The 14,122-nt window shown below is 44.1% G+C and carries 13 protein-coding genes, 1 pseudogene and 1 other annotated feature; of the genes and pseudogenes, 2 read left to right on the top strand and 12 right to left on the bottom strand.

The genetic code is table 11. From position 1 onward, the window contains the following. Positions 1–1,799 precede the first annotated feature (1,799 nt). From safA to nadB, 4 genes and pseudogenes are all read right to left on the bottom strand, one after another. Positions 1,800–1,944 (bottom strand): annotated as a pseudogene (safA, locus tag CUU64_RS23255) (SafA/ExsA family spore coat assembly protein); the annotation flags it as partial. A gap of 219 nt (positions 1,945–2,163) precedes the next feature. Continuing rightward, positions 2,164–3,270 (bottom strand): quinolinate synthase NadA, encoded by a 1,107-nt coding sequence (gene nadA / locus CUU64_RS20150; protein ID WP_101635453.1) that lies wholly within the window; start codon positions 3,268–3,270, stop codon positions 2,164–2,166. A gap of 12 nt (positions 3,271–3,282) precedes the next feature. Next, entirely contained in the window at positions 3,283–4,134 is an 852-nt protein-coding gene (nadC, locus tag CUU64_RS20145) for a carboxylating nicotinate-nucleotide diphosphorylase (protein ID WP_101635452.1), read from the bottom strand. Next, positions 4,103–5,698: an L-aspartate oxidase gene (nadB, locus tag CUU64_RS20140; RefSeq protein ID WP_101635451.1), complete on the bottom strand. Its 1,596-nt coding sequence runs from the start codon at positions 5,696–5,698 to the stop codon at positions 4,103–4,105. The genes nadC and nadB overlap by 32 nt, the downstream gene beginning before the upstream one ends. Positions 5,699–5,815: 117 nt before the next feature. Between nadB and CUU64_RS20135 the strand changes: the two genes are divergently transcribed. After that, positions 5,816–6,949 (top strand): IscS subfamily cysteine desulfurase, encoded by a 1,134-nt coding sequence (locus CUU64_RS20135; RefSeq protein ID WP_101635450.1) that lies wholly within the window; start codon positions 5,816–5,818, stop codon positions 6,947–6,949. 154 nt (positions 6,950–7,103) lie between these two features. Further along, complete coding sequence (locus CUU64_RS20130; RefSeq protein ID WP_101635449.1) at positions 7,104–7,640, top strand: transcription repressor NadR; 537 nt, start codon at positions 7,104–7,106, stop codon at positions 7,638–7,640. Between the two features lie 61 nt (positions 7,641–7,701). Here CUU64_RS20130 and pheA read toward each other — a convergent pair whose 3' ends face one another. The 8 genes from pheA to CUU64_RS20090 all read right to left on the bottom strand — a co-directional run bounded on the left by pheA (position 7,702) and on the right by CUU64_RS20090 (position 14,081). Further along, entirely contained in the window at positions 7,702–8,598 is an 897-nt protein-coding gene (gene pheA, locus CUU64_RS20125; RefSeq protein WP_101635448.1) for a prephenate dehydratase, read from the bottom strand. Positions 8,599–8,738: 140 nt separating this feature from the next. Then, positions 8,739–9,188, bottom strand: coding sequence for an ACT domain-containing protein (locus tag CUU64_RS20120; protein WP_257985605.1), 450 nt, complete (start codon positions 9,186–9,188; stop codon positions 8,739–8,741). Positions 9,189–9,289: 101 nt separating this feature from the next. Beyond that, positions 9,290–10,582 (bottom strand): GTPase ObgE, encoded by a 1,293-nt coding sequence (gene obgE, locus CUU64_RS20115; RefSeq protein ID WP_101635446.1) that lies wholly within the window; start codon positions 10,580–10,582, stop codon positions 9,290–9,292. A gap of 52 nt (positions 10,583–10,634) precedes the next feature. Next, on the bottom strand, positions 10,635–11,183 hold the full coding sequence (locus CUU64_RS20110; protein WP_101635445.1) for a Spo0B C-terminal domain-containing protein: 549 nt from the start codon (positions 11,181–11,183) through the stop codon (positions 10,635–10,637). Positions 11,184–11,463: 280 nt separating this feature from the next. Beyond that, complete coding sequence (rpmA, locus tag CUU64_RS20105; RefSeq protein WP_101635444.1) at positions 11,464–11,754, bottom strand: 50S ribosomal protein L27; 291 nt, start codon at positions 11,752–11,754, stop codon at positions 11,464–11,466. A gap of 12 nt (positions 11,755–11,766) precedes the next feature. Beyond that, a complete protein-coding gene (locus tag CUU64_RS20100) occupies positions 11,767–12,102 on the bottom strand; it encodes a ribosomal-processing cysteine protease Prp (RefSeq protein WP_101635443.1) in 336 nt (111 codons plus the stop codon). Between the two features lie 9 nt (positions 12,103–12,111). Then, entirely contained in the window at positions 12,112–12,420 is a 309-nt protein-coding gene (gene rplU, locus CUU64_RS20095) for a 50S ribosomal protein L21 (protein WP_101635442.1), read from the bottom strand. 14 nt (positions 12,421–12,434) lie between these two features. Continuing rightward, positions 12,435–12,519, bottom strand: a sequence feature (ribosomal protein L21 leader region). A gap of 86 nt (positions 12,520–12,605) precedes the next feature. Beyond that, a complete protein-coding gene (locus CUU64_RS20090; RefSeq protein ID WP_180954690.1) occupies positions 12,606–14,081 on the bottom strand; it encodes an Rne/Rng family ribonuclease in 1,476 nt (491 codons plus the stop codon). Positions 14,082–14,122 lie beyond the last annotated feature (41 nt).

Here is a 14,122-nt window from a genome sequence, read left to right as displayed (position 1 = left end):
GGGCAAGGACTCAAATCTCGGGCCAAATGATTGGTCGCCCTGCATCGGTGGAAACCCTGGATTGAACTGCTGCTGGCCTGGAATTGGCTGGTTTCCTGAACTATATGGTTGCTCCGTTGGTCCGAACTGTAGCCCTTGTTCGCCTTGCATGTAAGGGATCCCTGGAGTGAACTGCTGCTGTGCTGACATCGGCTGTTTTGTTGGACTTGGTGGATGCTGGGTTGACATGGACTGTAGCCGTGGATCAAATGGCCGATCACCCTGTATCAACGGGAATTGTGAATACTGCTGGTCTGGCGATTGGTGAAATCCAGGACTAACCTGCTGCTCACTTGGCATTGGGTTAAACTGTCTTTGATCTGGAAATCCTTGAAAGCCATCTATCGATTCCTGGTGATCGAAAGTATCCCGGAAATCCGAAGAAGACGGTGAATGGACCGTTAAATCCTCGAATTCCGGGGCGAACTGTTGCCCACTCGGGATTTGTTGATATCCTGGAATAGGTGGATATTGGTTCGGCATTTGCTGATGTTCTGGGGCAAAATGGTGTTCACCTGCTGCATGCTGATTTACACGCTGGAACTGTTGTTGTGGCATCAATTTCTTTCCTGGCCCTCCGCAGCCACAATCTTTTGCTTCAGCCATAGTCGGCAGCTGTGATGGTTGCTGTCGGTAAGGAGGGTATGAAAAATTGCTCATGAACATACTAGAAGATTCCATTGACGATTCGTATCCATGTTGAAAGGGAGGAGCTGTATACATATTTCCCATTTCGGGCTGCAATCCGGGAAAGGCCGCCGGCTGTGAGAAGCTGCTTCCAAAATCAGGCATCATTTGACTAGGCTGCCCCTGATATCCCGGCAAGTCCATAGGTTGTGGATTCATTCCATATTCGAATGGCGGTTGCATTTCCTCTGCAGGAGAAACCCCTTGTGCGAATGGTGGCTGGTTTTGGACCCCATGTAAACCAGTGTGCATATGAAAATCCAGCATTTCCGATGATTCTAACATGCTGGGGTTCTCTGCATAATCATATGGCTGAAACGTCGGCTGCATAGCAGCAGTTTGGACCTGCGGGAAGACCCCTGGATGATAAGGCAAACATAATCCCGTTCCTGGCATGATTGGTGTAACCGGCATACAACCGGGTTCCATATACGGAAATTCATGTATGGGATGAAAATCCGGTGCGGGCTGTACATCCTTCGATGGTTGAAAATCCAACGCTACATCTTTTGATGGCTTAAAATCAAGTGCGGGCTGTACATCTTTTGATGGCTTTACTTCCACAGGGCTAATGTCCTTCATGGCAATTGGCTTGACTTTCTTTGGCAGTGTTGGAATCGGCGGTGGTGAAGGAGGCTTTTCTACCGAAACATTTGCCATATTCACCATAAAATAATTATTGATATCAATTTCCGGCATAACAGGCTGAGGAACTTGCTTTTCTTTTATGATTTCCTGAATGATCGGTTTTTCTTTTATAATTTCTTTGATAATTGGTTTCTCTTTAATCACTTCCTTAACAATAGGTTTCTCTTTTATTATTTCTTTAACGACTGGCTGTTCTTTTGCCATTGGTGGTTGAGTTACCATCGGCTGTTCTTTTTGCGGAAGAGGCTTTTGTTCCATTTGCTCCTGAACCTGTTGGATGAGCGGCTGCTCTTTTGGCTGTTGCGGTTGTATGGATGGCTGTTCTTTCAAAGGCTGTACGGGCTGCCCGATAGGTGCTTCTTTCACTCCATAACCTGGCTGGTTTGCGGGTGAGATCATTTCTTTTTTAACGCTGCCTGATGAGCCCGGTATTTTAATTTTCATGCCCGGCATGATCATATCCGGATTGCTAAGCTGGGAATTCATTTGCTTTAGCTCTTCAAAACTTACCCCGTACTTCTTTGAGAGCTTCCAAAGCGTATCCCCTTTTTGGACGATATGAATTTTCACGCTGTAAATCCCTCCTATGCATATGTCCTTATATCCTATGAAGCGTTGGGCAAATTGCTATCATTTTCATGAAAACTTATGCGTGAAAGGATTCATTTATGATTGGCGAACGCAGAAAAACCGCCCAGGGCCTTACACAAAAAAGGAGGAAAAATCCCTGGCCATAAAGCTTTGGCTTTGTCCTCCTTCACACATATTCGGTAGGATTCATCACACTTATCATGCTCTTTCAAGCATTCTCTGCAATGCAAGAATGGCATTCTCTGCTGTCTCTTTTTCTACCTTAATATGGTTGGTGATCTTCCTCTCTTCAATCGATTCCAGCGACCATAACAGATGGGGCAGATCGATCCGGTTCATTGTCAGGCAGGGGCACATATTCTCATTCAATGAAATGATTTTTTTGTCGGGATGCAACGCAATCAACCGCTTCACCAGGTTGCTTTCCGTGCCGATGGCCCACTGTGTCCCGGGGGGTGCTTGTTCAAGCTTATTGATAATATATGAAGTAGACCCATTAAAATCCGCCATTTCCACAACCTCTCTCGTGCACTCCGGATGTACAAGAATGTTCATATCAGGATACTCCGTCCTCACTCTTTCAATGTTTAAAACTGTAAAGTTCTCATGTACAGAACAATGTCCCTTCCATAATAGGACTTTTAGGTCGTGTACATTTCCTTCATATATTAACTCCGCTCTGTGAGGATCCCAGATAGCCATTTGGCCAGTCGGTATTCCTATGTCGTAGGCTGTATTCCGTCCAAGGTGCTGATCGGGAAGAAACAGAATTCGTTCTTTTTGGGTAAACGCCCATTCCAGCATTTTTTTTGCATTGGAAGATGTGACCGTCGCTCCTCCATTTCTGCCAACAAAAGCTTTAATGTCTGCTGTTGAATTAACATATGTTAAAGGTAAAATAGTATCCCCAAAGATTTCCTGAAGCTTATCCCACGCCCGTTCTGTCTGATGGATATCCGCCATGTCTGCCATAGAACAGCCTGCCCGCATATCAGGCAAAATGACGGTCTGGCCATCCGAGGTTAAAATATCTGCCGTCTCTGCCATGAAATGCACTCCGCAAAACACAATATATCGAGCATCATGGTTATTCGCAGACAACTGTGCCAGCTGTAGAGAATCACCTGTGGCATCAGCAAATTGAATCACCTCTTCCCGCTGATAATGATGTCCTGGGATGAATAGGGTTTTCCCAAGTTTTTGCTTGATTTTCTGTACCCTTTCTTCCATCTCCCGTGTTTCCATTTGCTTAAACTTTTCAGGAAGCATTAGTTCCCGCACATCTGCCATTTGTAAAAGATTCATTTTTTGTCCCCCTCAGATTTCGTGTACCATATGCAGCTTTACCTTCGCACTGATATCAAGCGCCCTGACACTGTGGGTCAGGCTGCCGAGAGAAATATAGTCTACACCGCAGTTACGGTATGTTGGTAGATTATCTAAATTGATGCCCCCGGAGGCCTCCGTAACAATATGGGGAGGTACCATCCGAGTTAGTTCCTGAATTTTATCTGGTGTGCAGTTATCAAACATGATAATATCTGCCCCTGCTTCAACCGCTTCCTTTACTTGTTCTCTTGATTCCGTTTCCACCTCAATTTTTATGGTATGGCCGACGTTCGATTTTACCCGCTTCACCGCTTTTGAGATTGATCCCATAAACGAAATATGGTTATCCTTAATCATGACAGTATCGTAAAGACCATATCTATGATTAAAAGCACCCCCGCATCGGACTGCATACTTCTCTAGCATCCTAAGCCCTGGAGTGGTTTTTCTCGTATCACACGGTTTTGTTTTTGTTCCTTCAAGAATCTGCACAGCCCTCCTTGATTGGGTAGCAATCGCACTCATTCGTTGGACAAGATTTAGAATAACCCTTTCTCCTTGTAGCAGGGCAGCCATTTTACCTGTAATCCGAGCCAATTCATCTCCAGCAAAAAATGCTTGCCCTTCTTTTATAAAAAATTCAGCACGCGTCCCACTATCCAATATGGAAAAGCCTGTGATTATCACATCCCTCCCTGAAAATACACCGTCTTCCTTGGCTATGAATCGAATGGTCCCCTGCTCATTGTGGGGAAAAAGCAGGTCACTTGTGATATCACGGTCACCGATATCCTCCATAAAAAAATGCTCAAGTAGGTGCCTTAGCTTTAATTGGTTCACTGTACGCCCTTCCCTTCAGTCTTCTTTGCATATCATCCCGATCTATAATGACGGATCGCTTTAACCAGTTTTTATCATCTTCAATCGGATAGTCGCTGCGGAAATGGCCACCGCGGCTTTCACATCGGTACAGGGCAGATTCGGCAATTAACCAGGAAACCAACAATCCGTTTATTATCCGATTTTGCTGCTTGCTTAAATGGCAGCTAGGGACTTGAAGCATCCTTTGCAGATCAAATCCTTCTAGCCAGTCAAGCATAGCTTTCAAACCGGTTTCATTCCTAATAATCCCCGCGTGCTGCATCAATTTATCACTTATTTCAGCTAAGGAAGGCAAATCATGAAAGCACACGTTTTTATGCATCTCCCCTCTTTGTGGTAAGAGAACCCTTCTGGGTGCCTTAGAGATGAAGATGCCGACACTATTGCCGAAAACAATCCCTTCGAGCAGTGAGTTGCTCGCAAGCCGGTTTGCACCATGAACACCCGTGCAAGCCGCCTCCCCTACTGCGTATAGCCCAGTTACTAATGTTCGGCCAACCTGGTCCGTTTCAATGCCTCCCATCAAAAAATGATTGCCCGGTGCAACAGGGATTCTCCCATCTATCAAATCAATTCCATTTCGTTTACATAGCATCGCAACCGTAGGAAAACGTTTCTTAAAATTGCCAATCCCGGAAATATCGAGATAGACTGTTTCTCCCCGTTGTAAATAGCTGTAAATTGTCTGTGCTACAATGTGCCGAGGGGCCAGATCCTTTTGCGGATGGATACCTTCCATAATTTCAAGACCGTTGCCTGTAACAAGCTTCGCCCCTTCACCACGTACTGCTTCAGATACAAGCCCATGAGTGCTTCCATTTATGTATAGCAGAGTGGGGTGAAACTGAATAAACTCCATATCCCTAATCATTGCTCCCGCCTTCAAAGCCAGTGCAATGCCATCACCGGTAACGGCGGCCGAATTTGATGTATACCTGTATAACGAACCACACCCTCCGGTCGCCAGGATAATATGCTCCCCATAGTGCCGCTCTACTTGTCCTTTTGTATTTCTATACCCCACCCCAATACAGGATTCTTCCTCGTCCATGATTAGCTCTATAACTTCTGATCCTTCAAAAATCGTAATCGAGGATTGCTCCACCTCCGAAATAAAATGCTCGATCAAGTATTTTCCTGTCGCGTCCCCATGTCGGTGCAATATTCGCCTTTCACTATGGGCACCCTCCATGCCTAGAGAAATCGTACCGTCACGGTTCCTGTCAAATTCCATTCCGGACGCTATCAGTTTGTTGATAACTTCCGGCGCTTCTTCCACAAGTTTGGCTACCAATTCGATATTATTATGATTTCTGCCGGCAAGAACAGTGTCTTGTTCATGCTTGTCGGTACTGTCATTAGTAGATATAGCGGTGGCAATGCCCCCTTGCGCCAAATAGGAATTACTGTCCCGAAGCCGGTTTTTTGTGAAAATTATCACATTTTTATTCTTTCTGGCTACCAATGCCGTTTGGAGCGCGGCAATCCCGCTTCCTACAACAATTACTTCTGAAAATCCCATGATAAACCCTCCTGTTTTAACAGGTGTCTTGACACATATATTTACACATTATTAAACTATTTACAAGAGTTTTTTAACTAAGCTACTTGTAAACCAAAAGAGATGGAAGTGACTAAAATGATTTATTTTGATTATGCGGCGACAACCCCCGTAGATGGGGAAGCCTTAGATATTTTTGTGGAAGCCTCTAAAAGGTTTTATGGAAATGCTAGCAGCCTGCATGATATTGGGTCGGCTGCAAAACAGCTTCTAGAACTTTCGCGACAGGAATTGGCTTCGCTTCTTAATGTGGAGAAGAAGTCTGTCATTTTTACAAGCGGGGGGACAGAAAGCAATATTCTTTCAATCCAAACCATTTTATCAACAACAAAGCTAGCAAAAAACCATATCATTGCTTCTAGCACGGAACATTCTTCGATTTCTAATTTTCTAAATAAAATAGGGAAGGAAGGCTACGAAATCAGCTATTTAAAGCATAACTCCGATGGCATTATCGATATTAGAAGCCTTCATGCCTCCATTAATCCAAACACATGTATGATCATCGTCAGCCATTTGAATTCAGAGATAGGCTGTATTCAGCCAATTTCAGAGATAAGGAAGGCAATCGATGGATTGGAGATTTTCTTGCATACCGACTGTGTTCAGTCGTTTGGTAAAATCGATCTGAAGGACGTTTGCTCCGCAGCCGACAGTATTTCGATCTCCAGCCATAAGCTGTATGGGCCAAAAGGTGCGGGAGCCGTGATTTTTCCGAATATCCACAGACTAACTCCCCCATTATCGGGAACTTCCCATGAAAGTGGTTTTCGGGCTGGTACCGTCAATGTCCCACTCATTGCTTCATTCGTTACTGCAGCTAAAAAAATCTGTAACACAAGGGAAATGGAATGGTTGAGGGTGCAGGCATTGCGGTCTCTATTCTTTGAAGAGTTACAGAAGCAGCGGGTCTGTTATGAACCAATTGAATCTTGCCACCATCAATTGCCCCATATCATCGGGTTGATTTTTCCTGGATTTCAAGGTCAGTACATGATGCTTGAATTAAACAGAAAGGGCTATGCCATTTCAACAGGAAGTGCGTGCACGATTGATAAACAGGAACCTTCCAGAACGATGAAAGCAATGGGGAAAAGTGAAGTAGCCGGTAAAGGGCTCGTCCGGATTTCACTCGGAAAGGACACAACCGAATCCGATATTATAGGACTTACCAATACAATTTCAACTATTGTTAAGCAGGGGAATGTGTAAAAATCGAGAGACTGTCCAGAAAGCTTGGAATACGGTAAAATATCGGGAGAAACACCGCTATTGATTTAATGCCTGGGGTCTGAACCCCGGCGAGGTTATACGGTAAAGTAGCAGGAAATGTCCCCACAATGTTAATTATATAAGGAGAGCTGATATGCCAGGGAAGAAAAAGTTGTTTGGTGAGGAACGGAGGGTTAAGCTGTTGGATATATTGAAGACAAGTGAAAAGCCTGTGACAGGTACTGAATTGGCCCACATTGCCAACGTCAGCCGCCAGGTCATCGTCAGTGATATAACACTGCTGAAAGCTAAGAATGAACCCATTGTGGCTACCGCACAGGGCTATATGTACTTTCACAATCCCCAAACACAGCAAAGCTTCGAAAAAATTGTAGCTTGCGAGCACCCACCGACTAGAACGGAAGAAGAATTAAATATACTCGTAGACCTTGGAGTCACCGTTAAAGATGTCAAAATTGAACACCCCGTTTACGGAGACTTGACTGCCTCAATCATGGTCAGCAACCGGAAGGAAGTAAAACAATTCCTGGGCAAGATTAACGAGACGAATGCCGCCTTCCTGTCTGAGCTTACTGGAGGGATCCATCTTCACACATTGATGGCCTATTCGGAAGAATTGCTGGATGAAGCAGAGGCTGCGTTGGAGAAGGCTGGCCTGTTGGTTCAGTAATCATGCGGAGTGATTCCATTATAAAAGCAGAAGCTGTATCTACAGGCTTCTGCTCATTTCATTACACCAATTTAGTATGGGTTTCCTGGATGCTGACCGACTTTCCCACCCTGAAGCTTGGATAGCTGCCTAGTAGGCTAACGTTACAGCCAAGCGCTTCTAATTCCGAAATAGCGCCTGGAATCAGTACATCATCCATCTCCATTTCCAGATCAATAATGAAAAAATAATTGCCAAGTCCCGTTTTCATCGGTCTTGATTCAATTTTGGATAAATTCAGCTTTCTCCAAGCGAAAGCAGACAACACTTGATGCAAGGCCCCAGAATGGTCCGCAGGTAACATCACCATAAGTGTAGTTTTATCTCCGCTCTTTGTGGCAAGGCAATGCTCATACTGTATGTCCGATTTAGAAAGCACGACAAACTTCGTATGGTTGTGGCTGAAGTCATGAATATTCGGCCTTGTAATCGTCAAGCCATATTCCGCCGCTGCCAGCTCATTCGCAATTGCAGCTATTTTTCTTCCTGGCTGTGTCATTACCAGTTGGGCTGCTGCTGCTGTGGATGTTGTGTTTTCACATGGTATACCTTTCAGTTCTTTGTGTAAAAATTTGTGGCATTGGGCAATTGCATGTGAGTGCGAATAAATGACTTCAGGCACAAACGACGGAATATCATTATCGGGATGAACCATGAAGTGCTGCTGAATAGGAGTAATAATTTCTCCTCTGATCGGTAGATTTACTTCATGAACCAAATAATCTAATGTAATATTCACGGATCCTTCCAACGCATTTTCAATTGGCACGACGGCTAAATCCGCCTGTCCATCCACGACAGCTTCCATGCATTCAGGGATTGTAGCCATTGGGATTTTCACATCATTAGGAAAAAGGTGCGTAACGGCTAAATCAGTGAACGTAGCTTTCGGTCCGAGAAAAGCGATACAATATGACATTCTATTCTCCCTCTTTTGTTATAAAAAATATAATGTCTATGTTATGCTATTTTCTGACTTATTACAATAGTGAGGTCTAATCAATTGATATATAGCCTTCCAATCAAAATAAAAAGCCGTACAACATCATGTACGGCATGCTAAGCACCTGAACCCAGAACTTCAACCTTTTCAACAAACTCCATTTTTCTAAGTGTTGATAATAACTCTTCTATTTCCACCGTCATTCCACCTGTATTTAGGGACAAGGTAACGTTGGCCCTTCCCTGAAGCGGAATAGTCTGGTGGATCGTCATTACATTACAGCCGCAAGAAGCTACAGTGCTTAATAGTTGTGATAATGTCCCGGATCGGTCTTCAAGATAAAAAAACAAAGTGACCAGCTTTTCCTTGACGACCGTATGAAACGGGAAGACTGTATCCCTGTATTTATAAAAAGCGCTCCTGCTTAAATCAACCCGCCCGACAGCTTCAAAGACCGATTCTGCCTTTCCGCGCTCAATCAGCTCTTTTGCATCGAGCGTCTTTTTCATTGCTTCAGGGAGGACATCTTCACGGACCAAATAAAACTTCTTATCGGTTTTGTTCAATATCCGCGCACCTCTTTTGCCACTCTCGAATAGAGCGAAAATATGTACAGGCGCGAAGACAAAGGGCAAGAGAAGCCCCAGGTCTCGCATGTTTTACGTGCTTAATCGACAAACTCGAATTCATATTCCAGAAGGCGGACAATATCTCCATCTTTTGCACCCTTTTCCCGGAGAGCATCATCGACGCCAAAGGAACGCAGCTGCCTTGCAAATCTTCTTATGGATTCTTCACGCGTAAAGTCCGTCATTTTAAATAGCCTTTCTACCTTGAAACCGGACACAACAAAGCTGCCATCTGGATCGCGTGTAATCGTAAATTCATCCTTTGCCGACTCGTGCTTGTAGAGCACACGGTTTACGTCAGACTCATTTTCTTCCATATGCTCCAACGGAAACTCCGGTGTTTCCTCAATCTTGTCTGCAATCGCAAACAACAGCTCACGAAGCCCTTCCCTCGTCACAGCCGAAATCGGGAAAATCGGAAAATCTTCCGTCAGCTTTTCTTTAAATGCTGCCAAATTATCTTCCGCACCAGGCATATCCATTTTATTGGCAACGATTATTTGCGGACGCTCCGTCAACCTTAAGTTGTATTCGTTCAATTCTTTGTTGATTGTCATGTAATCCTCATACGGATCACGCCCCTCAACGGCCGAAATGTCAATGACGTGGACAATGACACGTGTCCTTTCTATATGCCGTAAAAATTGATGGCCAAGCCCCACTCCTTCGGATGCACCTTCAATTAATCCCGGAAGATCAGCCATGACAAAACTGCGCCCATCTTCTGTTTCAACAACACCAAGATTTGGCACAATCGTTGTAAAGTGGTATTCCGCAATCTTTGGTTTCGCTGCTGATACTACCGATAGGAGCGTCGATTTACCGACACTTGGGAATCCGACTAGACCTACATCAGCTAACAATTTCAACTCAAGTATAACGTCTCGTTCCTGTCCGGGCTCCCCATTTTCTGCAATTTCAGGAGCAGGGTTTGCCGGAGTCGCAAATCTGGAATTTCCTCTTCCGCCCCGTCCACCTTTTGCGATCACTGCCCGTTGGCCGTGCTCAACTAGATCAGCGATGACTTCCTTCGTCTCATCATCGATAACAACCGTGCCAGGCGGAACCTTAACAACCATGTCGGGCGAATTTTTCCCGTGCATATTTTTCGACATGCCATGCTCACCACGAGGTGCTTTAAAGTGGCGTTGATACCGAAAATCCATAAGTGTCCTTAAGCCTTCCTCGACTTCAAAGACAACATTTGCCCCGTTTCCGCCATCACCGCCGGCAGGTCCGCCTTTTGGAACGTATTTTTCCCTACGATACGCGACAATTCCATTTCCGCCGTCGCCGCCTTTTACATATATCTTAACCTGATCGACAAACATGTCTTCACTTCCTCTGTATGTATTCTTTAGATGAGTTAGCATACCAGCTTATTTACTTTTCGTTTTCAATGATCTCCATATAAAAGTGAACCTCATCATTACTAAAATATGTGACTTCCGTAGAAATGGTCTTCTCATGGGACTCATGTAAAAAATCGAACAAAGTACTTTCATTTTCTATCGTACCCTGCAATTCAAAGGACAAACGGAGGTTTTGTTGTTTATTTTCATCTATTGCAACAAAAAGAACATTTTCCCCATAGCCACCTAATGTTTGTGAAAGACAGTCAAAGAGGTTTTCAATCCATGACGCCATAAAATCATCCAGTGGACCGCAATCAGGTTTTAGGGATATTACTTCAAATTCAACCCGAAAAAGGAACGACCTCCAATTTGCTGTCAGCAGCGTTTCTACAAATTCCGGCATGTTCAGGTTAGAAAGCTTGGATTCATTCTGGGTTTCAATGATGATATCTTCGATGATCGCTTTAACATGGTCAATTCTGTTTAAATCAATGTTGGCCTTAATCAGCTGCAGCCTATTTAGCCAATCATGTCTTGAATGCTGTAAAACCTCAACTGTTTTCCAATCTTTATTCATTTAAAAAGCTCCTACCAATAGGTAAATTACATAGCTCTATCATGCTTGCATTGCTAGTGGTCCCACATGAAAGCCCCCGTCCAAAATCTTCGGGATACACTCAAAAAGTTTGGACGATGGCAGAGCAGTTGTCCTTACCTAAATTTTATGTAAAAGAAAAGGACCCGCCCATAAATAAAGGGCCGACGCCTTCATCACGATATACAGCTTACGCAGGTATATTGTGTTCAAGAGAAGGAGCCGGACCCTTGTTGAGCCAGTCTCTATTCAAAAGATGCTATTATGCTTCCTGTGCAACTGGATACACGCTTACTTTCTTACGGTCACGTCCGAAACGCTCGAACTTTACTACACCGTCCACTTTCGCGAATAGAGTGTCATCCCCGCCGCGTCCAACGTTTTCACCAGCGTAGATTTTAGTGCCGCGTTGGCGATAAAGGATAGAACCGCCAGTTACGAATTGTCCGTCCGCACGCTTAGCGCCAAGACGCTTAGCGATTGAGTCACGTCCGTTCTTTGTAGAACCTACTCCCTTTTTGGAAGCGAAGAACTGAAGATCTAATCTTAACATATGTTCCACCTCCTATTTATTAAGGATTATTTTTATATATCTACCATAATCACGTTCAATCGTTTGAAGTGATATTAGCATGCCGTCCAAAAGCAGCTGAATCTTCTCTTGTGTGTCCTGCGATATCTCTTCTGGAATCACACAGCGGAGGTAGCCGCCCTCGCCGCCTTGCTCAATCTCAGGCTCAACGCCAGTCAATGCCATGATGGAATTGACTGCCCCGAATGAAACCGCTGATACGCCTGCACAAACGATATCCGAACCTTTTTTAGCAAAATCAGCATGTCCGCTTAAAGTAAATGAACGAATACGTTCCGGCGGATCATAATCGATTGTTACTTTTATCATCGTTAAGCCTTAGCCATTGATTGTATCAATGACAACTTTTGTGTATGGCTGACGGTGACCTTGTTTTTTACGGTTATTTTTCTTCGCTTTGTATTTGAAAACGATGATTTTCTTCTGGCGGCCGTGCTTTTCAACCTTACCAGTTACAGTAGCGCCTTCCACTAAAGGAGCACCTACCTTCACGTTTTCGCCACCAACGAATAAAACCTTGTCAAATGTAACAGTTTCGCCAGCTTCTACGTCCAATTTTTCAACGTAAACTACATCGCCTGCTGCTACTTTCACTTGCTTACCGCCTGTTTCGATAATTGCGTACATCCCTGCACCTCCTCATAATAACTAAGACTCGCCAATCACAGGCGCCCTTGCCCTTAAAGCAAAATCTTTAAAGCCTGATCTGCGCGGTTGTAGCACGGATGCTACAAACATAACAGTAAAATAGTATCATAAAACCAAAACCTATGTCAATACGTTTATATCAAATCATTTTTTAGACAAACCATTCAGCTGCTACGCAATGCCATGGAGATCTCTTCACTACTTCCGAACCGTTTTATCGTGTAGGAATGATGCAGGCCATCGGTATTAGAAACAAATATTTTCATTCCAATTGCTGCTTCAAGTGTAGGGCGGTATGCTTCTCCTTCACCCAGGAGCACTTCAGCTGTGATAGGACTTGTTTCAATCCAGACCGCCTCCTCATCGCGGTTTCGGTGCTCCATCAATTCCCGTTCCAGCCTGAAAGCAATTGTTTCCGGGCTATCAATCCTGCCTGTTCCATTGCAGCAGGGGCACGTTTTCAGAAGCTTTTCGCTTAAGGATTGAGACGTCCTTTTCCTTGTCAATTGCAGAATTCCAAGCTCGGTAAAACCGACGACCGTTGTTCTCTTCTCATCCTGTTTGGCTTCTTCTTTTAACACGTTAATAATAGCCTTTTTATGTTGGCTGTCCTTCGTGTTGATAAAATCAATCAAAATGATCCCAGCAATGTTCCGGAGCCGAATTTGATTTGCGGCAGCTTTTGCCGCCTGTAAATTGGTTTGCAGCATCGTCTGTTCTTTTTCAGTTTTACCTGTGTATTTTCCGGTGTTCACATCGATTACAGTCAGCGCTTCTGTCTGGTCTATTATCAGATAACCGCCATTTTCAAGCCAAACTATTTTTTTAAAAAGCTTGTCCAGCTGGTGCTGAATATTTTCTTCGGAAAAGATATTTTCTTTTCCTTTATAATAAACTGCTCTCCACGGGGTATGCTGCAAGGATAGCCACTCCTCCAGCTTTTTATATGCCGCAAAGTCATCAATAATTACCTCTCCAATTTGCTCTTGGCCTATCTCATTTTGAACACGTTCGATAAAACTATCCTGGGAGTGAATAAGGGCGGGAGATTTTAATGCTGTTGACCTTCGACGTAGGTCCTCATATGTTTCCCTCAATTGAGTTAAATGCTTTTCGAATATTTCAAGCCCTTGATCCTCCATAGAGGTTCGGATAATTAATCCTTCGTCCACTCTTTTGTGCTGGAACGCAGCCTCTCGCCATTTTTGTTGTGAATGAGGGTCTTTGAACTTCTTAGATATACCGACATAATCGATTCCGTGTATGTATACAAGACACTCCGTGGATAGTTCAATTAATCCTGTCAACTTGGCACCCTTGCCGGCGGTCTCATCCCGGGTCACCTGCACCAGGAGCTTTTCTCCCTGGCGGACATACTTTCCAATCGGACCCGCTTCAGCGTGATTGCTTAACTGAAAGGATGGAAGATGGTCACGGTGAAGAAACCCGTTTTTCTCCTCTCCAAAATCGATGAACACAGCGTCCATGCCAGGCAGCACCTTCGTTACCTTTCCAAAATATATATTTCCAACAAGGCTTTGCTGGCTGGGAGGCACCACTTCAAGCTTGACCAATTTATTATTTTCAATGACGGCAAACCTTTTTTCCCTTGATGTCGTGTTGACAATTATTTTTTTCATACAATCACCTGCACTTACTTCTCTTGCTAAATAAAAAATCC

The organism is Bacillus sp. V5-8f (assembly GCF_002863565.1).
Taxonomy (GTDB): Bacteria; Bacillota; Bacilli; order Bacillales; family DSM-1321; genus Peribacillus.
This window is presented reverse-complemented; position numbering and strand designations above follow the sequence as displayed.